We start from the raw sequence: 22,516 nt of genomic DNA, 5'->3' as shown, positions 1-22,516 counted from the left end.
CTGTTTCCGGCATCTAAGCCAAACTCAGGCAGAAATTCCACTTATCCCTGCTGTGCAGTTTTCCCGAGCCACCTCTGTCTCAGGGTCCAATGGGACGAAGCCAAGATTCTGAAGCAGACCGGAATTGACGCCACCACGAAACGGATGCTTGTTCTGGATGTTCTGTTCCTTGGCAACACGCAACGATTCGAGCTACCTGCAGGTGGATCGGTCGAGGAACTAGTTCTCGAGGACTGCCCTGATAACGCCCTACTGGAATTTCGCCTAAAGCTGGTTTCCTATGGAGAGGGAACCCGAGGCGTCGTTCTGGCAGCAACCGCGCCGTTCAATCTGAAGACCGGATCGGGCCCTAACGAGGGATCATTCGTAACAAGTGGATTCTTCCATCCCGATCTCTCGGATAGTCTCGGCTCGAGAATCTGGGCGGTAACCTGGCCGCAGCCTGACGCACCGGTAATCTCCCTGAACCGCTCCTATTTCGAGAAGTCGAAGGACAAACCCTATTTTGCAGCGCATCTTTTTCCGGAAATCCTACGGGCGGTCATAACTGGGATACTGCTTAGGAACGATGACCTCGAAGTGATCGAAGATCAGTCCCCGGCGGATGACTGGCTCAACTTCGTCGAGCAGGTTCTCGAGTTCCCTCTTCGTGGTGAAGATGCCGAATTTGAATCCGGTGTCGAGGAGCGCCTGAACCTCGTCGACGAAATTGTGACTACCTTCGCCGACAGAAAATGGCGGAATGGGAAAACGTTGCTTGAGGAGCTGATTTGACATGGAGCTACGGCAATTCAACGCGCAAGGTATCGAGGCATTCAAAGCGCTGATTGATGAGGAACGCGAAAAGGTTGAGCCCCGCAAGCCTGCACTGGTGGCTGAAACGTTCTTTTCAGAAGTGGACGCGATCGCCAACAATCCCGAAATGACCATCCCGATCTCGGGAGATGAAGAAATCGATCCAACGATCAAGTTCAACGATCGATTCCACATGGGCGATTATCTCTCTCAAGTCCTGCCTTCAGATCTGTCAGTAGTACAACATTCCAATTCCGGGCTCTGGGCATGGATTTCAGCGATATATCTTCGGCAACTGCTCGAAAGACAGAAGAAGGGGGGACGTTCGAAACTCTGGAGTTCCTACCGCTATATTCCAGGCGAGTATCAAAAGTTCCGGTACTACCGTCATCTGGCTTTCATGGCGTTCTGGCTGTGTCGCGCATTCGGCGAAGAGGTTGCGAAGTTCTTCCTTTCGCGGCCCGCCCATGCCCACTCGGACGCAATGGAGCAACTCTACACTCAGGATCGCGACTTTCTCGCTTCCAAAGGCCTGATGAAGGCAGCGGTAGAAATGTACATCGATCCGACAACCGGAACGATGAAGCGCAATGCTCTCGGGAAGGCTACACCTGGAAGTGCGAGGCGCCTCGCTACGAAAATCGCAAAGCAGCTACAGATGAATTACGACCTTCATTCAATGGACAAAGAGGAAATCTATGACTTGCTGCCTCCCGAGTTCGACAACTGGCAATCATCGACCAGTGCGACATGAAAACAGAGGGTATCGGAATGATTAATGGCAATGAGTACAGAAAATCTCAAATAGCAATGGCTGAGCTCAAGGCAGCTGTTCTTTCGCTGCTTGAGAAAACACCGGGTGGTATGTCGAATGCATCAATAGGCCGTTCGCTTGGGATCTATACCGGTCATAAGAGACATGAAGGTCATATCTCGAGAACGCTCTTGGCAATGCTCGAGACTGAAGGGGTGGTTGATCAAAATCCTGAAGATCAGAAATGGTCGGTTCGAGTCCATCAATCGAGCTGATGGAATCATGATCTACAAAATACCTGCCTGCCACTCCCGAAGGTCTCGAATTATTACGTACTGCGAAGATGGTTTTCAGGCACAGTGGTACGGCCTTTGCGCATGCAGGTGCCGCGAGGAAGACAGCTCAATCCATGAAGGCGCAGAGTGCGTGAAGCCGTTGACTCAGACATCCTGATGTCTGCTTGAGGCCAACAGTGCCAGTTAGCCAGCTCCTTTTAGTCAGCGAATGATATTCCAACCTTAGCTATCACTCTTCTTGCGGCCAGCAGGCTTCATACGGACACGCAAGGCTCTGCCTTCCCCCTGGTCGAGCTCGAAGGCGCCGGTCTTGCGGACCAGATCGCTCAGCTTGCGAAACCCGTAGGTCCTCGGGTCGAAGTCGGACGAGAGATTGGCCAGCTGCGTTCCGAGCGCGCCAAGGGGAACCCAGCCGTCTTCGCTGTCCATCTGCGTGATGACCTTTCTCAACACAGGTGTCGCGGCACTTGGCGGCTGGAGCGATTTCGACGCGTCCGCGGCGTCGCTGTTGTCGGATACGAGTTCGGGCAGCAGGTTCTCGGTGTAGGTGAACCTTCGGCAGGCCTGCCGGAAACTCTCGGGCGTCTTCTGCTCGCCGAAGCCGAAGACATCGACGCCCTGCTCCCGGATACGGGAAGCGAGCCGGGTGAAATCGCTGTCAGACGAGACCAGGCAGAAGCCATCGAAGCGGCCGCTGTGCAGGAGGTCCATTGCGTCGATAACCAGAGTGATGTCCGAGGCGTTCTTGCCGCTCGTGTAGGCAAATTGCTGCTGCGGGATGATCGCATGCCGGGCCAAGACTTCCGTCCAGCCCCTGGACCGCGGACTGGCGAAATCGCCGTAGATCCGCCGCACGCTCGCCTCCCCGATCTTCGCTATCTCCTCGAACAAGCCATCGACGATCTTGGCTGACGTGTTGTCGGCGTCAATCAGGACGGCAAGCCGTGGTGTGCGGGGTTCGGTTTGAAAGGCCATGCGTCATTCCTCATGCGACTGATTGCGAGCGATTGCCGAGCAACATCCTCCGTTGAGCATACACTATCCGTAATCAAATCTGCGGGAGGACTTTGCATAGCGCTCAATCGACACCATCATGCCCAGCACTCGATTGTCGCAAATCACCTCTTCAAGAATTGAAATACGTTCTCATGCTGACCCTCCTCAACTGGAACCTGGAATGGAAGAAGGCAAGTAGTCGGCCTGGCCGCGAGATATTGCGAATGATCTCGGCTGCGGATCCAACCATCATCTGCCTTGCCGAAGCCTACGACGGTTTCCTCGACCCTTCTTCCTGGCATTCGGTTCATCCCGGCGGCGACAGCGGGTATCCGATCCTGGAAGGCCGGAGGAAGGTAATGTTGGCCAGTAGATCTCTCTGGACCGAAACACTAACCGATCTAGACAATGCGCCCCCAGGGAGGTTTGTCAGTGGATTGACAAGCAGCACCGTGGGACCTGTAAGAGTTCATGGTGTCTGTGTGCCCTGGTCGCATGCCCACGTGTCGACCGGTAGAAGAGACCGAAAAGCATGGGAAGACCATATTGCCTTTCTGAAGGCTCTCATCTCCTATGACGGGCTTGTTGATCCGGTGTATCCCACGATCCTGGTCGGAGACTTCAATCAGACCGTCCCTCCCAAGCGCGCACCAGAAGAAGCCCGTGAGCTGATGTCAGCCTTGCTCGACAAGTTCGAACTGGCCCCGCCGAAGCATGTTGAGCACCGGACGGTCTGTCACACGCTATTCTCACCCGGGATGAGGGGCACTGCGATTGACGAGCTACCCGCCAAGATGGACGGCCTGCGCTTGAGTGACCATCATGGGCATGTTCATCGTCTTGTTATATCGCATCAGCTAGGATCCGCTTCGGGATGGATGGAAGCCATGTGACATCGTCTTGCAAAGTGAGCGAAGTCCTAGAAAATATCTCTTCACTGCAAGGGGATGCCTTCTGGGGCCGCAAGCGTTCCGGGAACCAATCCACCTCTGTCCACCAGGACGTAAAGGTCAGACCCTTGTGACCTTGTCATTATGTAAAGATATTCACTCCTCGCGCGCCAGTTTCGAAATTTTTTCCCGCCTAAGTTGTGTAGCGCATCGAGCTCCTTCTTAGGCGAAATAAGAGCCAGTTGACACTAACTTGTCGTTAGGTTGACAGGGATGCGGCGAATTCGACTCTTTTTGTCGATACCGGCAACATGGAATACAACCATTGATATCGCCAGCCAATAACAGACATCGCCTCTGCGGTCGAGCAACGAGTGCGCTGACAATCTCCTCGATAGCTATCTGAGGACAAGCTCCTCAGTTCGCGCGCAAGATCACGTCCGTCACCTCCAACCCATACGAGGCAAGGGAAAATAGCTAATGGCGCGCCCCGCGCGGACGTGACGACATCGCCCAAAGCCGACACCTGGAGAGCATACTGAAGGTCTTTCGCATGTTGTTTGACATCTAATCAATTGGTTCTATCTGACGTTCCTCGAAGCGTGAGGCAGATAGGACGATCACCCTTAGACGCCGCGGAAATGAGCACCAAGATCCCGTTCCGCTGACACATGGAAATCCTGTCCACCGCTGCCGGCGGCAGACGTGTTGTTACGCCGGGCCTGACCTGGTCTGATCGATTGCTGAAAAGAAAATCAAAAAAGTTTGCCCGCCAACGTCATCGCCTCGGCCTCGTTGCTATACTCAAGAATGTCAGCCCTGGAACGGCCTCTCGAGGCGGTCGCCAGGCTCGCAACCCCATTGATACGAACCATGGAAACGCTCACTATGCACATGTTAACCGCTGGTCTCATCCATGCTCTCCCCCCAACGGCCCGTCGTTGTTACGATCGAAAGGAAGCCGCCAGCTACGTCAGCGTTAGCGTAGGCACTTTCGACAAACTCGTAAGATCCGGCCATATGCCGAAACCTATCAATTGGGGAGGTCGAAAGGTCTGGGACAAGCGCCTACTGGATCGCATAATTGACGGACATTCGGGATTGGCCAGTAATTCGGCTGATCAAGCCCCGGCTCCCACAGAAATTCAATCGCCTCTTGACACATGGAGGCAGGGCAGTGCCAACCACTAATATTCGTGGCGTCAACACGGTCAGCAAGCGCCTGGCGGACGGCTCTATACGCTACTACCACTATCACAGAGCAACCGGTCGTCCGCTCAGGGGCGAAATTGGTTCCATGGAGTTCCTTGCCGACTACGTGGCGGCTGAGGAGAGCATGCGCGATCGTCACGCCGGCGTTCTCAATCGCTTGATCAGGGACTACACGTTGTCACCGGAGTTCGGGAAACTGGCGGACAGCACCCGTAAAGAATATCAGCGGATGCTTACCAAGGTCGAAGTCAGGTTCGGTGATCTGCCGATCAAAGCGTTGGACGACCCACGGGTCAGGCAGGACTTCATGAGTTGGCGCGGAACCGTTGCAAAGGAATCAGGCGACCGGGAGGCTGACAACAGGCTCTCCGTGATCTCGTCGATGTTGACCTGGGCCAAGGAGAACGGCCATATCCTGCACAATCACGTTGCCGGGTTCCGACGCCTTCACAAGACGGACCGATCCGAGAAGATCTGGCTCCCCGAACATATCGAGGCATTTATGAAGGTCGCTCCGTTGGAACTGCAGCGGGCGCTCATTCTCGCTTTGCACACAGGGCAGCGGCAGGCTGATTTGCTAAGCCTTTCGTGGAACAACTACGACGGCTCGTTTATCTCGCTGCGTCAGGGCAAGACCAAGCGGCGTGTCGAAATCCCTTGCACGACCGCCCTGAAGAGAATGCTCGACGGACTGGATAGAGATACGAACCTTATTCTTACAACGAAAACGAAGCTTCCCTGGAAGGCGAGATACTTCAAGGCTCAGTGGGAGGCCGCGACCAAAGCCGCCGGCATCACGGATCTGCATTTCCACGACCTTCGCGGAACAGCCATTACCATGCTTGCTGAAGCGGGCTGCTCCACACCACAAATTGCCGCCATCACCGGACATTCGTTGAAAACGGTGACGACTATTCTCGACAAGTATCTTGCCCGCACTCGCACGCTGGCGGAGGAAGCAATTGCCTTGTTCGAGAACGCAAGGAGCACAGAATTTGCAAACCGGCTGCAAACTGCGGAGCACCAAGACACGGGAACTTGAGCTAAGCTATTGAGAAAATTGGCGCGCCCGAAAGGATTCGAACCTCTGACCCCCAGATTCGTAGTCTGGTGCTCTATCCAGCTGAGCTACGGGCGCGCGCTGCAGGTGTCGTTTGCCTGCGAGGCGTTCTCCTAAAACGGACAGCGGGGGATTGCAAGCGGATTTGACGAAAAAAACGATTGTCGCGCAATTGTCGCACAGTTGGCCGAAACGGCAGGCGCAAACAACGGCTTGTTGCAGCAGCAGGATCATCTGCCGCCTGCGTGCCTGCGTGATCGACGGACAGGCTCAGGGCCGCAAGATGCGACTCAGGCGCGGGCCCGGTAACCGTCGATCGGCACCGGCTGGTCGGGCAGCTCGATGCAGAAGGCGGTGCCTTGCGAAACGGAATCATCAAGCGTGATCGAGCCGCCATGGGCAAGCACCAGCTCACGGGCAATCGCCAGCCCCAGCCCGGTGCCGCCGGAGCGGGCCGAGCCGCGGAATGGCTGGAACAGGTTCTCGCGTGCCCGGGCAGGCAGGCCCGGACCGGTGTCGCTCACCCGGATTTCCACCACAGAGCCCGTGCGCCTTGCCGACAGGGTGATGCGGCGGACCAGCGCCGGGTCATCCGACGGGTCGGAGGCGAAGGCCTGAACCGCATTGCGCACCAGGTTGTAGATCACCCGGAACAGCTGGTCGCTGTCGGCCTCGATCTCCAGTGTCTCATCGATATCGAGCACGTAGTTTATGTCAGCCTCGGTCTCCTCGGCGACAATCTCGGTGACCTCGCGGGCAAGGGCGGCGAAGTTGAGGAAGCGGCGGCGCGGCTTGGCCTCGCGCGCCTTGCCATAGGCCAGGACCTCGCTGGAATAGCTCACCGCCCGGTCGATGGTGCGCAGCAGCTTGGGCGCGAAACGCTTGACCATCGGGTCATCGATCATTGCCAGCCGGTCGGACATCAGTTGCGCCGATGTGAGGATGTTGCGCATGTCGTGGTTGATCTTGGAGACGGCGAGACCGAGATCGGCGAGATGGCGCTGTTCCTTCAGCGTTTGCTGAAGCCGGGTCTGCATGTCGGCAAGGTGGCCTTCGGCTGCGGTCAGTTCATCGACCGGCGGGCTCGGGATGATGATGTTGTTGGGGTTTTCCGGATCCTCGGTGAAAGCCTTCATGTTTTCGGTGACCCGCTGGACCGGGCGGATCAGCATGCGGGTGATGGAGAAGAACACCAGGCTCGCGGTGATGACGGAGATCAGCACCGACAGCAGGAACACGTTGCGGCCGTAGATCAGCATGGCATGGCGCAACGGGGCGTCTTCGAGCACCAGCTCGATCACCATGTCGGGATTGTCGCCCACCAGGCCCTCGACGCGGATTATCCGGTCGCCGCCAAACAGGATGGTGTCGAAGGCATCGCGGACAGCGCTGAGCGGCGTGACGGCGGACAGATCGTAATAATGGGTAACGACGGGCGGCATGTCGGCGCTGGCGATCATCCGCGATGTGCCGTCCTTGTGCAGGACGATGGCCTTGGTGCCGGTGGCCATCAGCGCATCGTTCTGGATCGGCTGGGGCAGCTCCATCTCGTTGACGCCATCAATCACCAGGGCCGCCGCAGCGGCGGTGTTGAGCCGGTCCTGCAGCCAGCGGATCCGGGTGTTGGCCACCGACGGCACGAAGATCAGCACTTCGGCGATCATCACGAAAAGGATGGTCAGCCACAACAGCCGCGAGGAAAGCCCCATCCCCCTGCGGACTTTGCCGGCACAGGTCGGATCGGTTTGGGTTGGATCGGTGTCCGCCATTTTGCTGCCCCTGAATTGAATCCCTCAGCCAAAACGCCTCAAGAAGCGCACGAGCCAGCGTACGAACGGCTTGCGGGTCAAGGGTGTATAATAGGAAACCGCGGCGCGTTTTCCAATCTCGGCCATTGTCGGATAGGGCGGAATGTAGCCGCGCACGTCCTTCAGCGTCATGGAATTGGTCACAGCAAGCGCCCACATGTTGATCATCTCCCCGGCCCCGGCACCGGCGATGGAAACGCCGAGAATGCGGGCCTTGCGGTCGACCACCAGCTTGATCAGGCCGGTTGTCTTGCGCTCGGCCTGGGCGCGATCGTTTTCGGCGTAGGGCCAGCGCAGGACCGAGATCCGGCCGCCATGGCGCTTGCCCGCCTCTTCCTCGGTCAAGCCGACATGGGCGAGTTCGGGATCGGTGTAGGTTGCCCAGGGAATGATGTCGCGGTTTTCCTTCGCCGGCATGCGGAACAGGATCTGCTGCACCACCAGACCGGCATGATAGCCCGCGACATGGGTGAACTGCAGGCCGCCGGCGACATCGCCGATGGCATAGATGCGCTTGTTGGACGAGCGCAGGTTGGCGCCGACCTTGATGCCGCGCCGGTCGTACTCGACGCCGGCGGCGTCCAGTCCCAGACCCTCGACATTGGCGAGGCGGCCGACGGCAACCAGCACATCGGAGCCATCGACATAGGCTTCGCCAGACTCGGTTTCATAATTGACCCGGACACCGGTCTTGCCACGCTTTTCGACTGAGGTGACCTTGGAGCCTTCATGAATGGTGACGCCTTCAGCCCGGATGTTCTCGAGCACGATCGCGGCCAGTTCCGGATCATCCTTGCCCAGCGCCTTGAACCCTTCGACGACGGTGACCTCGGCGCCAAGCCTGCGATGCGCCTGGGCCATTTCCATGCCGATCGGGCCGCCGCCAATGACAATGAGATGCCTGGGCGCGCGGGTGCGCTCGAACAGGGTTTCGTTGGTCAGGTAGTCGACCGTGTCGAGGCCGGGGATCGGCGGCACGAAGGCGGACGAGCCGGTGGCGACGACATAACGCCGGGCGCGAATTTCGGTCTGGCCGGCCATGACGGTGGACTTGTCGATGAAACGGGCCTCGGCCTCGATCACGTTGACGCCCATGGCGCGGAAGCGTTCGACGGAGTCATTGGGGGCAATGGCGCCGATGACCGAATGGATGTGATCATGAACCTTGCGGAAATTGACCTTGGCCTCGCCCGCGGTGACACCGAAATCGGGCGCTTCGGCGATAGCGTGGGCGTGCTTTGCCGCCGCAATCATCGCCTTGGACGGCACGCAGCCGTAATTGAGACAGTCGCCGCCCATCTTGCCCTTTTCGATGAGAACCACGTCAACGCCGAACGCGGCGGCGGCGGCAGCGACCGAAAGGCCGCCCGAGCCACCGCCGATGATGCAGATGTCAGGTGTCAGTGGGGTGCTCATGAGCTGTCTTCCGTATGATTTGAACGCAGGCGGGGGATGACCCCGGTTCGATTCAGGAGCGCGCGCGAAACTTGCGTACTATGGTGGGGATTGCCGCGACGATTGCAAGGCCGAGAAACGCAATGGTTATTTCTGGCGTCACCAGGTCGGAGATCGAAATTTCACGGCCCGCGGCTGCGACGATGACGCTGTCGAGGCCCTGCCCCAGCCAGGTGTAGGCGAAGGTGCCGGGAATGATGCCGAGGAACGTCGCCGCCACATAGGTGCGCAGCCGGATGTCGAAAAAAGCAGGTGCAATGTTGATGATGAAGAACGGAAACACCGGAGCCAGACGCAGCACCAGCAGATAGCCGAATGCATCCTTGGCAAAGCCGTCGGCGAGTTTGGCAGCGAATGGTCCAGCGCGCTTGCGCAGCACATCGCCAAAGGCCGACCTCGCGGCGAGGAAGATGGCGGCGGCGCCGGTGGTGGCGGCAAAGACCGTCACGGTGCCGGCGATGAACCATCCGAACACAAAACCGGCGAAGATCGTCAGGATCGAGGCTGCGGGAAAGGCAAAGGCGACGGCCAGAGCGTAAAGCACGAAATAGCCCACGATCGAGGCAATGCGGTGTTCAGCGACGACCTGCTTGAGCGCGTCACGCTGCTCGGCCAGCACCGTGAGCGAAATGTAATCCTGAAGGCCAGCCGCATAGGCGCTCACCAAGCCGGTAAGAATGATTGCCAATGGCAGGTACCGACGCCAGGCCGGCTTCTTGCATGTGGCTGAAGCCGCTTGCGGATCGCATGGCATGGCCTTTTCCATCTGGCCTGTCGGGGATTGCGAGGTCATGCCGGGTCTCCAGTTGGTTTGCAGCGGCCGGGCTGCCGCAGTATCGCTCCAGAGAATGAATAGAAGGATGCGGCTTGTACCGCCAATGACAATCCCTCGCTATTTCCCAAACTCGCGTGAACCCGGGACGCACAAAACTCACGGCGGCGTGAACCCTGCGTCATCAGGTCTCAAGCGCGTTGATGCTCCAGTCATACTCATAGCCCGAAATCGAAGCGGGCGCGATCAGGGCCGCCTTCTGCGGGTTTGCAAGCGAAACCCAGTGATCCTTGAGCTTGCCCTTGCCGCCGAAATCACCGGCATACCAGGAGTAGATCTTGGAGGCTGTGATGCGGCCCTTGTCGACCGTCACGCCACGGGGGTGGTTGACGTAATCAACCGCATTCTGGCGCAGAAGCGCATCGACATTGGCGCCGGTAAAGGCGCGGGTGGCGAGATTGGGACAGGAATAGGACGCGCAGTTGAGCCCGTAATGAGACATCGGATCGGTGAAGATGGCGCGGACGATTTCGTGCTCGACCTCGTCAAGTGACAGCTCCGTGCCGCCGACGTTGAGGATCCTGGCCTTCCAGGGACCGGAGCCGAACAGGAAGGATCCGCCGAGATTGATCTTCTTGATCGAGGTCACCGGGTAAGCCTCGGCAACAACCTCAAGCGTCTTGGCATTGTAGAGATTGATCCAGTAGGCGTGCGCTTCGTTGCGCGAAAGGGATGCCGGGTTGGCCGCCTGCAGGGAGGCAATATATCCGTGCAAGGTATCCAGCTTTGCCTTCACGCCGCGATAATCGACCCGGTTGTATCCCCGCGCATCCGGCTTGACGTGGGCCTTGAGAAGCGCGTCATAGGCCGAATGGTCGAAACCCGCCTGTCCCTTGGGCCGAAAGCCGGTCAAAGCGGCAGATGCCTCCAGGGGATAAAGCGCTGTCACGGCGGCAAGACCGAGGGATCCGGTGATGAGGGTACGGCGGTCTAGGGTCATGGCTGTTGCTTTCCTCCGTTAAGTGCAGCGCTTGTCGGGCAAGCACTTGGCGCAGGGGAGTGGCTGAGGCAACAGCTGCAAGGGCGGTGTCACCGGCTTGTGAACACACGTGACCGGACTTTCGCATTTTATGCGGGGTGCGCGGGACAAAGCCGGGCACCGGCTCCATCCGGAGCGTTGTTCAAGTTGGAGGCAAGCAGGGGCGGCTCATTGACTTTTGACCGGGATCGCGCCTATAAGCCGCTCGTCCGTGGAAGCTTCCGGTTTCCGGGAGCGTGTTTTGACGGACTGAACACCCAAACCAAGATGTTCCAAGAAGGGCCGCACACCGCGGTATTAAAATAAATGCCAAAGCGTACTTACCAACCATCCAAGCTTGTTCGCAAGCGCCGTCACGGTTTCCGTGCACGTATGGCTACCAAGGGCGGCCGCAAGGTCATCCAGGCTCGCCGCGCCCGCGGGCGCAGTCGTTTGTCGGCTTAAGCGCCGACGACAGCCCGCGAAGGACTACGATCGCGTGGCACAGGACGATACCATCAAGAAACCCGGGCGGCTTAAAACCCGGCCGGATTTCCTCGCCGTGCAGAAGGGCAAACGTCTGCGCGGACCATATTTTCTGCTCGAAACCCTCGACCGGGGCGAACCCGACCAGGCCCCGCGCATCGGCTTTACGGTGACGAAAAAGCAGGGCAATTCGGTCGAGCGCAACCGGATGCGCCGACGCCTCAGAGAAGTGGTGCGTCACATGGCAGGGGTTCCATTCAAGCCCGGACATGACTATGTGGTGGTCGCGCGCAGGGATACGCTGCGCGCACCGTTTGACGGATTGATCACCGCGCTCACCGAGCGGGTGAAAGATGCCGACAGACAGAAACGGCCCCAACAGGCGCGCGTCGAGACTGATCGGCGCACCGGACAACACCAGAACACCAGGCAATCGAAGCCTGAACATCAGGATTGAGTGATGGAAAACAATCGCAATTATTTCGTCGCAATTCTCTTGTCGGTGCTTGTCCTTGTCGCCTGGCAATTTCTCTATGTCAGCCCGAAGATCGAGCGTGAACGCGTGGCTGCAGAAGCACTGCAGGCGCAGCAGCCGGCTCAGACCCAAGCGACGGGAACCGGCAATGCCGCTGCTCCAGGCGCGGTGAGCGGATCAGCGCCTGGCGGCGATGCCGCAATCCCCGGCACGGTTGTGGCTCCGGCAGGAAGCCTGTCGCGCGAAGATGCCGTCGCCCAGACCGGCCGGATCAGCATCGACACCCCGTCGCTTTCCGGATCCATCAATCTTTCGGGCGCCCGCATCGATGATCTGCTGCTCAAGGAATATCGCGAGACGATTGACCCGACGAGCCCGAACATCACGCTGTTCAGCCCGGCCGCAATGGCGGATGGCTATTTTGCCGAAGTGGGCTTCATCGCCGAGGCCCAGTCCGGCCCGGCTCCCGGCCCCAACACAGTCTGGACAGCTGCGCCCGGTCAGGTTTTGACCCCGACCACCCCTGTGACGCTGACCTATGACAATGGCCAGGGCCTCGTGTTCACCCGCGTCATCTCGGTTGATGAGCACTACATGTTCAGCTTCGAGGACACGATCGCCAACTCCGGCGATGCAGCCGCATCCGTTGCCGGCTACGGCCGCGTCACCCGCTTCTTCAAGCCAAAGACCCAGGGCATCTATGTTCTGCATGAGGGCCTGATCGGCGTCGTTGGCGAGGAAGGGCTGCAGGAAGTCGACTATTCCGATGTCGAGGACACCCCGGTCATCGTCCACGCAAAGGCGACTGCCGGCTGGATGGGGATTACCGACAAATACTGGGCCGCAGCCCTGATCCCGCCGCAGGGCGCAGGCTTCGAGACCCGCTTTGCCCACTTCACAGACGGCCGTGCGCGCTACCAGTCGGACTTCAAGACCGATTCGATGGCAATCGCACCGGGCGGCAGTGTCACATCCAAGACGCTGGTGTTCGCCGGCGCCAAGGAAGTTCCGGTGATTGCCGAGTACCAGGAGGAGAACAACATTCTCAACTTCGATCTGATGATCGACTGGGGATGGTTCTACTTCCTGACCAAGCCGATGTTCTGGCTGATCGATTACCTCTACAAGATGTTCGGCAATTTCGGGGTTTCGATCCTGGTCACCACCGTTATCGTCAAGCTGATCTTCTTCCCGCTGGCCAACAAGTCCTACGTGTCGATGGCCAACATGAAGAAGGTGCAGCCGAAGCTCGAAGAGCTGAAAGCCAAGCATGGCGACGACAAGATGGCGCTGCAGCAGGGCATGATGGAGCTCTACAAGAAAGAGAAGATCAACCCGGTTGCCGGCTGCTGGCCGGTGCTGTTGCAGATCCCGGTGTTCTTCTCGCTCTACAAGGTGCTCTACATCACCATCGAAATGCGGCATGCGCCGTTCTTCGGCTGGATCAAGGACCTTTCGGCGCCTGACCCGACCTCGTTGTTCAACCTGTTCGGCCTGTTGCCTTACGACGTGCCGTCCTTCCTGATGATCGGTGTCTGGCCGTTGATCATGGGCATCACCATGTTCATCCAGATGCGCATGAACCCGACGCCTCCGGATCCGACCCAGGCGATGATCTTCACCTGGATGCCGGTGGTCTTCACCTTCATGCTGGCGACCTTCCCGGCCGGCCTGGTGATCTACTGGGCGTGGAACAACACGCTTTCGGTGATCCAGCAGGGCGTGATCATGAAGCGTCAGGGTGCCAAGATCGAGCTGTGGGACAATCTCGCGGCCCTGTTCAAACCCAAAAACAAAACCACCTGACGGCACGCGGAGGCCGGAGCGATGACCCAACTGTCAGCAGATCCGGCAACGCAGGCTGCCAAGGAACTCTCGGCGACGCTGTTCACGCGGCCGTGGGTGTTCATCCGCGGCGTGCCGTCACTGAAATTCCTGCCGCCTGAAGGCCCGCCGGAAATCGCCTTTGCCGGCCGGTCCAATGTCGGCAAGTCCTCGCTGATCAACGCGCTTGTCGGCGTCAATGGGCTGGCGCGGACGTCCAACACACCCGGACGCACCCAGGAACTCAACTATTTCGTACCCGGGGGCTACTCCGGCGCCGAGGACGATCTGCCGCCGATGGCGCTGGTCGACATGCCGGGCTACGGCTATGCCAAGGCACCGAAGGACCAGGTCGACCTGTGGACCAAGCTGGTGTTCGACTACATGCGCGGCCGCTCGACGCTGAAGCGGGTCTACCTGCTGGTCGACAGCCGTCACGGCATCAAGAAGAACGACGAAGACGTGATGGACCTGCTCGACAAGGCAGCGATGTCCTACCAGGTGGTGCTGACCAAGACCGACAAGATCAAGGAAGCGGGCGTGCCGCGGCTGATGTCGGAGACAGTGGCGGCGCTGAAGCGCCGGCCTGCGGCCTATCCGGAAATCATCGCCACGTCGTCCGAGAAAAACACGGGCATCGCTGATCTGCGGGTCGCGATCGCTCTGGCGATCACGCTGTAGCAGCCAACAATCCGTCAGACAGTCAGGCGTTTTTGACCGGCTTGAAACTCAACGCGACACCGTTGAGACAGTGACGCTTGCCGGTGGGCTGCGGACCGTCATCAAAGATATGGCCGAAGTGGCCGCCGCAACGGCGGCAATGGACTTCGGTGCGGGTGGAAAACAGCGAGCGGTCTTCCTTGGTGCCGATGGCGCCCGCTTCAGACTGCCAGAAACTGGGCCAGCCGGTACCGCTGTCGAATTTGGTTTCGGAAGAATAGACCGGCAGGTCGCAGCCGGCACAATGGAACATGCCGTCGCGTTTCTCATCGTTGAGAGGGCTGGAGAAAGGACGCTCGGTGGCTTCCTCGCGCAATACCTCAAACGCCTGCCTCGACAGCCGCGCGCGCCACTGATCTTCGCTCAGCATCACCTCGAACGTGCCTTCCGACGCTATGGCCGGGGTCCTGCGGCCGAATATCGACAGGGCCACACCGGCAACGCCGGCAGTCAGAAGCGCGCGGCGGCTTATTTCTGTCTTCGTTGTCATGGCGTGTTTCTCCTTGTGGTAACGGGAAGCTAGGGCCTGGCGATCAAAAACACCAAGCACGTGTTTTCACTTGCCCGTGAGAGCCTCCCGCCCGCGAAGGGCGAGAGGCTGCCCGATCGGCACGCCGGCATTTTTCGATGCAGGGGCTGCGACGTACCCGGACTTGATGTCAGCCCTTGAAAGGCTGGCGGTCAGGTTCAGCCCTTGGGCAGAAGCACCTTGTCGATGACGTGAATGACGCCGTTGGACTGGTCCACATCGGCGATGGTGACATTGGCCACGCCACCGGTCTCGTCTTCGATCATGATCTTGTCGCCCTTGTAGGAGACGTTGAGCATGCAGCCGCCAACGGTCTCGACCGGATGCACGCCGCCATCGTCATCAACCATCTTCATGATCGCCGCAGACATCGCGTCCGCAGCGACGACATGGCAGGTCAGGACCTTGGTCAGCTGGTCCTTGTTTTCAGGCTTGAGCAGCGTGTCGACAGTGCCATCGGGCAGCGCCGCGAAGGCGGCATTGGTCGGTGCGAACACGGTGAACGGGCCTTCGCCCATCAACGTATCGACCAGGCCGGCTGCCTTGACGGCCGCGACCAGCGTGGTGTGATCCGCCGAGTTGACGGCGTTTTCAACGATGGTCTTGTCGGGGAACATTTCAGCCCCGCCGACCATCTTGTTGCCGCCATGGCTTGCGGCGAGGGCCAGGCTTGCGCCGGAAAAAAGGACAGCGGCGGCGGCAATGGAGCGAAGAGTGTTTTTCATAGGTCAGCCTCTTTGTCGTGTTTGCAGGCCGGATCATCCGGGCCTTTGATCACCCGCCGCATCTGTATTTGCGGCGGTTAAAGAGGAAGACGGGAGCTGTGCGAGATTAGTTTCAGGACGCCCAAACTATTTTTTGACCAATGCGCCGGAGAGAACCACCGGACCGGTGGCGACGCCGGTGGGCGAGCCGCCCAAAGGCTCTATGCTGACAGCAAGAAGGGCACCGTCAGATATCTGGCTGACAAGGTTGCGATCAAGCACAAGCCGGCCACCGTCACCGGGAACCAGACCGAGCGAAACCGGCGCGCCCTCACCCGGAACCAGCCACAACTCGAGCGATTTGCCGTCATCGGGCGAAAAGGCTGCCGGGGTGATGGTGAATGCACCATCGGCCGGATCGAGCGCGGCAATCAACCCGACCGAACTGCCCGGAGCGCCAAGTTCGGCGACCAATGCCGGAGCCTGGCCGGGACCGGCAGGGCTTGCCAAATCGCTGGTGTAAATGCCGAACGCCACCGCAGCGGCGACAGAGGCGAAGGCAAGTCCGCGCCAGAACACCAGTGAGCCCCAAAGCCCGCCCGCAGGTTTCGCGGCTTCGGCAAACAGGCGCGCGTCAATCCGTGCCTTCACGCCTGATGGCGGCATTTCGGGCTGATAGGCATCGTCGAGGCTCGAGAGATCCGCCTGCCACGAGGCAACCAGGGTTGCGAAACCGCTGTCGCTGGCCATTCGCTCCTCGACCCTGCGGCGCTCGGCAAGCGGCAGCACGCCGAGCACGTACTCGCCGGCAAGCGCATTATCGTCAGGTATTTGCGCACCGGTGCTCATCGGCTCATGCACTCTCTCAGTTTGATCAGGCTGCGGCGCAGCCAGGTTCGCATTGTGTTGAGCGGCACGGCATATTGCTCTGCCAGCTCTTGGTAACTCAACCCCTCCATATAGGCTGCCACAACCGCTGCAGCCCTGTCAGCTTCCAACTCGCCGAGACAACCCTCGATACGGCGGGTTTCGCCGCTGAGTGCCGCCCTGGCCTCCGGATCCGGCGCGTGGTCGGCAATATCGGGCGCATCGTCATACTCCAGCGTGGCCGGCTGACGGGCGCGGATCAGGTCGATCGCCTGATTTCGGGCAATCGTCACGAGCCATGCCATGGCGGACGCCTGATCGGCACGGAAACTGCCGGCGCGACGCCAGATGCGGACATAAACCTCCTGGATCGCGTCCTCGGCCTGGCCCCTGTCCTTGAGAATACGGAGCGCGACGCCAAAAAGTTTCGCGCTGGTCTGCGAATAAAGCGAGGAGAACGCCAGGCGATCGCCCAGCGCCGTGCGCGCTATCAGTCCGGAGAGGTCATCTTGGCTCATGTGAGGATCGGGGACTCCGCTGTTGCGCTCGATTGGCATCGGTTTGAAGCCGTGCTGGCGCTGTTTACGGCAAAAATCCCGGATTGGATGTGACAATCATTGAAGCCGGTGCGGATTGCCGCTAAACAGCGCCGGACCTTTTGCCGCTTGTGCGCAATCTAAACCGGGACGCCATGCCAATGCCTGACACTCCAAGCGACGACGCCGCCACCCAGGCCCGCCTGCTCGCCGAAGCGCTGCCTTTCATGCAGCGCTACGAGAACAAGACGGTGGTGGTCAAATATGGCGGGCATGCCATGGGCAATGCCGCGCTCGGCAAGGCCTTCGCCCAGGACATCGCCCTGCTCAAGCAATCGGGCGTCAACCCGATCGTGGTGCATGGCGGCGGCCCGCAGATCGGCGCAATGCTGGCGAAGATGGGCATTGAATCGAAATTCGAGGGCGGATTGCGGGTTACCGACGAGAAGACCGTCGAGATCGTCGAGATGGTTCTGGCCGGGTCGATCAACAAGGAAATCGTCGCGCTGATCAATGCCGAGGGCGAATGGGCGATCGGGCTTTGCGGCAAGGACGGCAACATGGTCTACGCCGAAAAGGCGCAGAAGACCTTCATCGATCCCGATTCCAGCATCGAACGGGTTCTCGACCTGGGCTTTGTCGGCGAACCGGTGGAGGTCGACCGAACCCTGCTCGATCTGCTTGCCAAGTCGGAAATGATCCCGGTGCTGGCACCGGTGGCGCCGGGCCGTGACGGCCATACCTACAACATCAATGCAGACACTTTCGCCGGCGCCATTGCCGGCGCGGTGGAAGCCTCGCGCCTGCTATTCCTGACCGATGTGCCGGGTGTTCTCGACAAGGACAAGAAGCTGATCGACGAGCTGACCGTCAGTGAAGCCAGGGCGCTGATTGCCGACGGCACGATTTCAGGCGGCATGATCCCCAAGGTCGAGACCTGCATCGAGGCGATCGAGCGCGGTGTGAAGGGCGTGGTCATCCTCAATGGCAAGACCCCGCATGCGGTGCTGCTGGAGCTGTTCACGGCCCACGGCGCGGGAACATTGCTGGTTCCCTGATCAGATCAGCCAAACTCCCTGTCGCAGACCTTACCGGCAGTTGTCGGTCGACAGACCGCAGCGCATAGCCTTGGGCAGCGGGCCGGAAAGGTTCGGGATCAGCCCGCCGCCGCTGAGACCCTGGCCAAAGCGCCTGGATTGCGCCTCGAAGGCTTCGCGCGAGGCCGGATCGAGAATGGCAATGGGAGCTGTAATCGCCATGCCTGCGGCAGACCCCACGGTACTCGACAGGGTCATCGCCGTGGCGCCAAGCTCCATGCCGAGGCCAACATCCTGGTTGGTGACGGTCTGGCCGTCGATCAGCCGCTGGCCAAGCAGTTTGACCACTTCCGGACTTTCGGCAAATTTGGAATGGTTGAGGCTGTCGCCGACCTGCAGCGCGGAAAGATCAAGAACCGTAATCCCGCTGCGTTCAAGACCTTCGCGATAGACCGGGTTGCTGATGTCGATCTGGCCAAGCCTGTCGATGTTTCCGGAGATCCTGCGCGACAGGGTCAAGGCCCGGTCGTCCTTGGAGACAAACACCGTGAATTTCGGGCGCTTTTCTCCCATGTCGATGATCTGCTGATGGAAAACATCCACATCAAGATCAGGCGACGCCAGGATGACATTGGAGATCTTGGCCGGGATCCCGCCACGGCGTATCGCCATCTGCCTCAGCGATTCGACCGTCAGCCAGGTGCCCATGGAATGGGCCAGGATGGTGATTTCCTTGATCTCGGGCACGGCCACGGCCTCGCTCAGAAGCAGCTCAAGCGCTGACCGCGAGTAATTGGTGCTTTCCTTGTCGTAGCCATAATCGAAGATACTGCCGCGCGAAGGCCAGGTGAACATCACCGGGGTGGCGTCGGTGTTGCTGTCGTGGGCGATCTGGGCAAAGCGATAGACCGCACTCTCGTAGCGGGTGTTGAAACCGTGGACAAAGATGAGCAGGCGGCCGTTGGGCGACCTGTTCTTGTCATACCAGGCTTCAACCTCGGCCACGGAATCCATCTGTTTGGCCGAAATCGTGGCAAAATCCCGGGACGGATCGGGCGGCATCTTCTTGGGCCACTGGACTTCGCCGATCTTGCGGCGGCTGGCGGGAGGTATGGAGACGACAAGCTCGTTGAAATCGATCCGGGCGCCGCGTTCGCCGGAGTACAGCAGACCGGGATTGTCGGAGGGGGCACGGGTGGTGGCGACCATGATCGACACCTCGGTCGCATCCGACGAGGACTGGGCGACCGGCGTCAGAACACCTTCCGGCGGGCTGGCGCAACTTACCAGGAACAGCGCAAGCAAGAGCGAACCCGCGCGCGCAGATTGCCTCAGGCGTGGAACAGGGAGTTTCGTTATCTGCAGGCGCCAGGCGGGCATGAACATTTACCGTTCCCGTTGATGGTGTGGCCGGTTTCATACCGCTCGCCGCCGCGATCCCGCAGTTCAGACCAGCAACAGCACCAGAATTCCCGCTACAATCAGAATGCAGCCGAAAATTTCCAGCCTGTTTACGTGTTCCTTGAAGATTAGCACCGACGAGGCGAATGTGAAAATCATTTCGACCTGTGCCAAGGCCTTGACCGCGGCGGCGGTTTGCAGCGTCATCGCCATGAACCAGCCAAATGATGCTGTGGCGCCAACCAGACCAACCATCGCGGAGATTTTCCACGCCGCGCGGACCCTTGCCAGTTCACCGGGGGATTTGAACGCCATCCAGACCAGCATGATGACGGTTTGCAGGACGATGGCCACAAGCAAGGTAACGGCGGCCTGCATCATGAAATTCGGCCCGTCCAGCGACAGCGAGGCGGCGCGGTAACCGACAGCCGCGATGCCGAAGATGGTTCCCGAAGCCAGCCCAAGGGCTGCAGTGCGGGAGAACACAGAGCGCAGCAATGCCGATGCGCCGGCGCCGGAACGGGCGACAGAGATCAAGACCACGCCGACCAGGCTGATGGCGATGGCGGCAAGGGTTCCCGCGCTCACCCGGTCGCCGAGGAAAATCAGTCCGAACAACGCCGCCTGGGCCGGCTCGGTGCGGGAATAGGCGGTGCCCACCGTGAAATTGCGGTGACTGAACATCTGGATCATGAAAGCCTGGGCGGTGATCTGGGCCACGGCGGCGAGAATGACCCAGCCAAAAAACGGAAGATTTGGCCGGGGCAACGGATATCCGACACCAAGGACAAGCAGCGCCACGAAGGCAATCGCAAAGGGAACGCCGAAACCAAACCGGACGAAAGTCGCGCCACTGGTGCCCATCACACCCTTGAGGTGTTTCTGCAGCACCGACCGTATGTTCTGCAGGAACGCGGCGGCAATGGTTATGAGAACCCATGTTTCCATCTTGGCGCGGCAGATCCTGTTTCAGGCGGCGGAGATGACACGGCCCGCCTTCCGAAACAGCGAAGCCGGGCCTGCCGAAGCAATATCAGACCTCTAGCAGCCGCTGGCGCCGCACGACAAGCCTCTCAGAGGGCAAATGAGATGACAGAACCATGCGCTAGGCCGCGCGCGTCACCTTGCCGGTGGCCATGACCACGCGATTGCGGCCACTGCGCTTGGCCTCGTAGAGCTGGCTGTCGGCCTGGCGCATGACTTCCTTGGACCGTGACTGCGGTCCGAAGGCCGCGCCGCCGATGCTGACCGTGACATGCAACGGGGTGCCGTCGGCCGTGCTGAGGGAGATGTTCTCGACATTGGCACGAACACGCTCCGCGATCATCGCCGCGCCCTCCTCGCTGGAGCCGCGCAGGATGATGGCGAACTCCTCGCCGCCAATCCGCGCACCGAGATCCGTGGGCCTGATCGAACCGGCTATCGCCTGCCCCACCGCCAGCAAGGCGCGGTCGCCCGCGTCGTGGCCATGCAGATCGTTGATCTGCTTGAAATGATCGGCGTCGATCATCAGCAGATAGCCCGAGTGTGACTGGCGTTTGAGCTCAGACAGGTGGGAGAGAAACCGGTCACGATTGGCTAGCCCGGTCATCGCGTCGTGACTTGCCCTATGTTCGAGATCCTCATGGGCGGTCTTCAGCCTGGCATGAATATCGGAGAGGTTGCGATGCGCTTCACCAAGCGCCTTGTACGCCGCCTGCAGCTCCATGGTCTGCCGGCAAAAGACATAGGTTGCCGGCGGGGTGACCAGCACCGGACAGAACCCTGCAATCGCCAGCCCCAGCGGCAACGCTCCGGTCTCGCCAAGCAGCAGAATGATCGTTGCGGTGATCATCAGCGAGAGGACAACCGAGCCTCCCGTCAACAGGATCATCTTTCGAAGCATGGCAAACGAGATCGGCGGCGTATTGCCGGTGCATTGCATGGTTGGCGCTTCCTGGTGTTCTAACGCGCGATCCATCGCAGGATAGTTTTGACAGCGGGTATACAGACTAGGTAAATCTGCTGTTTACAATCGGCGTCGATGTTCCAGATTGAACCAGACCGGCCGTTTTCAAAACAGGATTGAGTTTTTCATGTCCCACAAATCGGCCCTGCCCGATCCCGCAGCCTTTGCCCATGTGAGCGAATGGGTGTTTGATCTCGACAACACGCTCTACCCGCGTCACACCGACCTGTTCTCGCAGATCGACAAGAAAATGACCGAGTATGTGCGCAATCTGCTGGGGCTCGATCATGACGCCGCCCGCGGAATTCAGAAAAAGTATTACCGGGAGCACGGCACCACGCTGCAGGGCCTGATGATGCATCACGGCATCGATCCGAACGACTTCCTCGAGAAGGTTCACGATATCGACTACTCCTGGGTCAAGCCGGATCCGGCGCTCGGCGAGGCGATCAGGGCGTTGCCGGGCCGCAAGTTCATTTTCACCAATGGCGACACGCCACATGCCGAACGCACAGCGCAGGCGCTGGGGATTCTCGATCATTTCGACGACATTTTCGATATTGTTGCCGCCGATCTTCTGCCCAAGCCGGCGCCCGAGACCTATGACAGGTTTCTGGCCAGGCATGGCGTGCACAAGGACAAGGCGGCGATGTTTGAGGATTTGCCGCGCAACCTGCTCGCCCCGCATGCGCTCGGGATGCGCACGGTGCTTATCGTGCCGCAAAACCTTGACGTGGTTCTCGACGAGGTCTGGGAGCACGAGGGCAAGGACGGCGAGCATATCGATCATGTCACCGACGACCTGCCGGCCTTCCTGAGCCGGATCGTGGCCTGATCCTTCTTTCGGCGGTTTCCAAACCTTTCCGAAGTTTAATCTACATTACAGGGCTTTAAGTGGTGGTTGCCGGTGGCAGCCACCACATTGTGGAGGCA

23 protein-coding genes and 1 tRNA gene are annotated in these 22,516 nt (G+C 59.6%); 11 read left to right on the top strand and 13 right to left on the bottom strand.

All coding sequences use genetic code 11. The annotated features are described in order from the left end of the window. From WNY80_RS21605 to WNY80_RS21595, 3 genes are all read left to right on the top strand, one after another. The coding region (locus tag WNY80_RS21605) for a hypothetical protein (RefSeq protein ID WP_342889478.1) at window positions 1-774 on the top strand (774 nt) is incomplete at its 5' end. Window position 775: 1 nt separating this feature from the next. Further along, window positions 776-1,549, top strand: coding sequence for a hypothetical protein (locus WNY80_RS21600; RefSeq protein WP_342889477.1), 774 nt, complete (start codon window positions 776-778; stop codon window positions 1,547-1,549). Between the two features lie 17 nt (window positions 1,550-1,566). Beyond that, entirely contained in the window at window positions 1,567-1,824 is a 258-nt protein-coding gene (locus WNY80_RS21595) for a hypothetical protein (RefSeq protein ID WP_342889476.1), read from the top strand. 243 nt (window positions 1,825-2,067) lie between these two features. Here WNY80_RS21595 and WNY80_RS21590 read toward each other — a convergent pair whose 3' ends face one another. Continuing rightward, the gene (locus WNY80_RS21590) at window positions 2,068-2,820 is read right to left on the bottom strand and encodes an NYN domain-containing protein (RefSeq protein WP_342889475.1); all 753 of its coding nucleotides are present in this window, start codon (window positions 2,818-2,820) and stop codon (window positions 2,068-2,070) included. A 173-nt stretch (window positions 2,821-2,993) separates the two neighbouring features. On the opposite strand from WNY80_RS21590, the gene WNY80_RS21585 reads away from it, so the two are divergent. Together WNY80_RS21585 and WNY80_RS21580 are read left to right on the top strand one after the other, a co-directional pair. Then, window positions 2,994-3,734 carry an endonuclease/exonuclease/phosphatase family protein gene (locus WNY80_RS21585; RefSeq protein WP_342889474.1) on the top strand — a complete coding sequence of 247 codons (741 nt, stop codon included), beginning with the start codon at window positions 2,994-2,996 and terminating at the stop codon, window positions 3,732-3,734. A 1,174-nt stretch (window positions 3,735-4,908) separates the two neighbouring features. Further along, window positions 4,909-5,985, top strand: coding sequence for a tyrosine-type recombinase/integrase (locus WNY80_RS21580; protein WP_342889473.1), 1,077 nt, complete (start codon window positions 4,909-4,911; stop codon window positions 5,983-5,985). 19 nt (window positions 5,986-6,004) lie between these two features. Here the strand turns inward: WNY80_RS21580 and WNY80_RS21575 are convergent. The 5 genes from WNY80_RS21575 to WNY80_RS21555 form a co-directional block, all read right to left on the bottom strand. Continuing rightward, window positions 6,005-6,081: transfer RNA gene (locus WNY80_RS21575), tRNA-Arg, on the bottom strand. Window positions 6,082-6,293: 212 nt separating this feature from the next. Continuing rightward, window positions 6,294-7,712: a HAMP domain-containing sensor histidine kinase gene (locus tag WNY80_RS21570; protein WP_342889485.1), complete on the bottom strand. Its 1,419-nt coding sequence runs from the start codon at window positions 7,710-7,712 to the stop codon at window positions 6,294-6,296. A gap of 84 nt (window positions 7,713-7,796) precedes the next feature. After that, window positions 7,797-9,227 carry an FAD-dependent oxidoreductase gene (locus WNY80_RS21565; protein WP_342889472.1) on the bottom strand — a complete coding sequence of 477 codons (1,431 nt, stop codon included), beginning with the start codon at window positions 9,225-9,227 and terminating at the stop codon, window positions 7,797-7,799. A 52-nt stretch (window positions 9,228-9,279) separates the two neighbouring features. Continuing rightward, the gene (locus WNY80_RS21560) at window positions 9,280-10,059 is read right to left on the bottom strand and encodes a TVP38/TMEM64 family protein (protein WP_342889471.1); all 780 of its coding nucleotides are present in this window, start codon (window positions 10,057-10,059) and stop codon (window positions 9,280-9,282) included. Window positions 10,060-10,222: 163 nt separating this feature from the next. Beyond that, window positions 10,223-11,038, bottom strand: coding sequence for a DUF547 domain-containing protein (locus WNY80_RS21555; RefSeq protein ID WP_342889470.1), 816 nt, complete (start codon window positions 11,036-11,038; stop codon window positions 10,223-10,225). A gap of 345 nt (window positions 11,039-11,383) precedes the next feature. Between WNY80_RS21555 and rpmH the strand changes: the two genes are divergently transcribed. Genes rpmH through yihA form a run of 4 tightly spaced genes read left to right on the top strand, consistent with a single transcriptional unit; the run spans window position 11,384 to window position 14,522 of the window. Beyond that, window positions 11,384-11,521: a 50S ribosomal protein L34 gene (rpmH, locus tag WNY80_RS21550; protein WP_342889469.1), complete on the top strand. Its 138-nt coding sequence runs from the start codon at window positions 11,384-11,386 to the stop codon at window positions 11,519-11,521. Between the two features lie 34 nt (window positions 11,522-11,555). Continuing rightward, complete coding sequence (gene rnpA, locus WNY80_RS21545; protein WP_342889468.1) at window positions 11,556-11,999, top strand: ribonuclease P protein component; 444 nt, start codon at window positions 11,556-11,558, stop codon at window positions 11,997-11,999. 3 nt (window positions 12,000-12,002) lie between these two features. Then, a complete protein-coding gene (yidC, locus tag WNY80_RS21540; protein WP_342889467.1) occupies window positions 12,003-13,823 on the top strand; it encodes a membrane protein insertase YidC in 1,821 nt (606 codons plus the stop codon). 21 nt (window positions 13,824-13,844) lie between these two features. Next, window positions 13,845-14,522, top strand: coding sequence for a ribosome biogenesis GTP-binding protein YihA/YsxC (gene yihA, locus WNY80_RS21535; RefSeq protein WP_342889466.1), 678 nt, complete (start codon window positions 13,845-13,847; stop codon window positions 14,520-14,522). A gap of 22 nt (window positions 14,523-14,544) precedes the next feature. On the opposite strand, the gene msrB is transcribed toward yihA, so the two are convergent. The 4 genes from msrB to WNY80_RS21515 form a co-directional block, all read right to left on the bottom strand. After that, window positions 14,545-15,051 carry a peptide-methionine (R)-S-oxide reductase MsrB gene (gene msrB / locus WNY80_RS21530; RefSeq protein ID WP_342889465.1) on the bottom strand — a complete coding sequence of 169 codons (507 nt, stop codon included), beginning with the start codon at window positions 15,049-15,051 and terminating at the stop codon, window positions 14,545-14,547. 197 nt (window positions 15,052-15,248) lie between these two features. Further along, complete coding sequence (locus tag WNY80_RS21525; RefSeq protein WP_342889464.1) at window positions 15,249-15,815, bottom strand: fasciclin domain-containing protein; 567 nt, start codon at window positions 15,813-15,815, stop codon at window positions 15,249-15,251. 126 nt (window positions 15,816-15,941) lie between these two features. Beyond that, on the bottom strand, window positions 15,942-16,643 hold the full coding sequence (locus WNY80_RS21520; protein WP_342889463.1) for an anti-sigma factor: 702 nt from the start codon (window positions 16,641-16,643) through the stop codon (window positions 15,942-15,944). Next, window positions 16,640-17,179 (bottom strand): sigma-70 family RNA polymerase sigma factor, encoded by a 540-nt coding sequence (locus WNY80_RS21515; RefSeq protein ID WP_342889462.1) that lies wholly within the window; start codon window positions 17,177-17,179, stop codon window positions 16,640-16,642. The genes WNY80_RS21520 and WNY80_RS21515 overlap by 4 nt, the downstream gene beginning before the upstream one ends. Before the next feature lie 179 nt (window positions 17,180-17,358). On the opposite strand from WNY80_RS21515, the gene argB reads away from it, so the two are divergent. Beyond that, window positions 17,359-18,255, top strand: coding sequence for an acetylglutamate kinase (argB, locus tag WNY80_RS21510; RefSeq protein WP_342889461.1), 897 nt, complete (start codon window positions 17,359-17,361; stop codon window positions 18,253-18,255). Between the two features lie 30 nt (window positions 18,256-18,285). Here argB and WNY80_RS21505 read toward each other — a convergent pair whose 3' ends face one another. From WNY80_RS21505 to WNY80_RS21495, 3 genes are all read right to left on the bottom strand, one after another. Then, on the bottom strand, window positions 18,286-19,614 hold the full coding sequence (locus tag WNY80_RS21505; protein WP_342889484.1) for an alpha/beta hydrolase: 1,329 nt from the start codon (window positions 19,612-19,614) through the stop codon (window positions 18,286-18,288). 66 nt (window positions 19,615-19,680) lie between these two features. Beyond that, window positions 19,681-20,583 carry a DMT family transporter gene (locus WNY80_RS21500; RefSeq protein ID WP_342889460.1) on the bottom strand — a complete coding sequence of 301 codons (903 nt, stop codon included), beginning with the start codon at window positions 20,581-20,583 and terminating at the stop codon, window positions 19,681-19,683. A gap of 157 nt (window positions 20,584-20,740) precedes the next feature. Then, the gene (locus WNY80_RS21495) at window positions 20,741-21,559 is read right to left on the bottom strand and encodes a GGDEF domain-containing protein (protein WP_342889459.1); all 819 of its coding nucleotides are present in this window, start codon (window positions 21,557-21,559) and stop codon (window positions 20,741-20,743) included. 151 nt (window positions 21,560-21,710) lie between these two features. Between WNY80_RS21495 and WNY80_RS21490 the strand changes: the two genes are divergently transcribed. Further along, a complete protein-coding gene (locus WNY80_RS21490; RefSeq protein ID WP_342889458.1) occupies window positions 21,711-22,418 on the top strand; it encodes a pyrimidine 5'-nucleotidase in 708 nt (235 codons plus the stop codon). The last annotated feature ends 98 nt before the right edge of the window (window positions 22,419-22,516 follow it).

It is taken from the genome of Hoeflea sp. AS16, assembly GCF_038900095.1.
Taxonomy (GTDB): domain Bacteria; phylum Pseudomonadota; class Alphaproteobacteria; order Rhizobiales; family Rhizobiaceae; genus Hoeflea.
The sequence above is the reverse complement of the archived record's forward strand: the minus strand, read 5'-3'. Positions and strand labels throughout refer to the sequence as shown.

Coding starts and splice junctions, on each gene's coding strand:
- WNY80_RS21600 (WP_342889477.1), top strand. CDS start 776: ATGGAGCTACGGCAATTCAACGCGCAAGGTATCGAGGCATTCAAAGCG.
- WNY80_RS21595 (WP_342889476.1), top strand. CDS start 1,567: ATGATTAATGGCAATGAGTACAGAAAATCTCAAATAGCAATGGCTGAG.
- WNY80_RS21590 (WP_342889475.1), bottom strand. CDS start 2,820: ATGGCCTTTCAAACCGAACCCCGCACACCACGGCTTGCCGTCCTGATT.
- WNY80_RS21585 (WP_342889474.1), top strand. CDS start 2,994: ATGCTGACCCTCCTCAACTGGAACCTGGAATGGAAGAAGGCAAGTAGT.
- WNY80_RS21570 (WP_342889485.1), bottom strand. CDS start 7,712: ATGGGGCTTTCCTCGCGGCTGTTGTGGCTGACCATCCTTTTCGTGATG.
- WNY80_RS21565 (WP_342889472.1), bottom strand. CDS start 9,227: ATGAGCACCCCACTGACACCTGACATCTGCATCATCGGCGGTGGCTCG.
- WNY80_RS21560 (WP_342889471.1), bottom strand. CDS start 10,059: ATGACCTCGCAATCCCCGACAGGCCAGATGGAAAAGGCCATGCCATGC.
- WNY80_RS21555 (WP_342889470.1), bottom strand. CDS start 11,038: ATGACCCTAGACCGCCGTACCCTCATCACCGGATCCCTCGGTCTTGCC.
- rpmH (WP_342889469.1), top strand. CDS start 11,384: ATGCCAAAGCGTACTTACCAACCATCCAAGCTTGTTCGCAAGCGCCGT.
- yidC (WP_342889467.1), top strand. CDS start 12,003: ATGGAAAACAATCGCAATTATTTCGTCGCAATTCTCTTGTCGGTGCTT.
- yihA (WP_342889466.1), top strand. CDS start 13,845: ATGACCCAACTGTCAGCAGATCCGGCAACGCAGGCTGCCAAGGAACTC.
- msrB (WP_342889465.1), bottom strand. CDS start 15,051: ATGACAACGAAGACAGAAATAAGCCGCCGCGCGCTTCTGACTGCCGGC.
- WNY80_RS21525 (WP_342889464.1), bottom strand. CDS start 15,815: ATGAAAAACACTCTTCGCTCCATTGCCGCCGCCGCTGTCCTTTTTTCC.
- WNY80_RS21520 (WP_342889463.1), bottom strand. CDS start 16,643: ATGAGCACCGGTGCGCAAATACCTGACGATAATGCGCTTGCCGGCGAG.
- WNY80_RS21515 (WP_342889462.1), bottom strand. CDS start 17,179: ATGAGCCAAGATGACCTCTCCGGACTGATAGCGCGCACGGCGCTGGGC.
- argB (WP_342889461.1), top strand. CDS start 17,359: ATGCCTGACACTCCAAGCGACGACGCCGCCACCCAGGCCCGCCTGCTC.
- WNY80_RS21505 (WP_342889484.1), bottom strand. CDS start 19,614: ATGCCCGCCTGGCGCCTGCAGATAACGAAACTCCCTGTTCCACGCCTG.
- WNY80_RS21500 (WP_342889460.1), bottom strand. CDS start 20,583: ATGGAAACATGGGTTCTCATAACCATTGCCGCCGCGTTCCTGCAGAAC.
- WNY80_RS21495 (WP_342889459.1), bottom strand. CDS start 21,559: ATGCAATGCACCGGCAATACGCCGCCGATCTCGTTTGCCATGCTTCGA.
- WNY80_RS21490 (WP_342889458.1), top strand. CDS start 21,711: ATGTCCCACAAATCGGCCCTGCCCGATCCCGCAGCCTTTGCCCATGTG.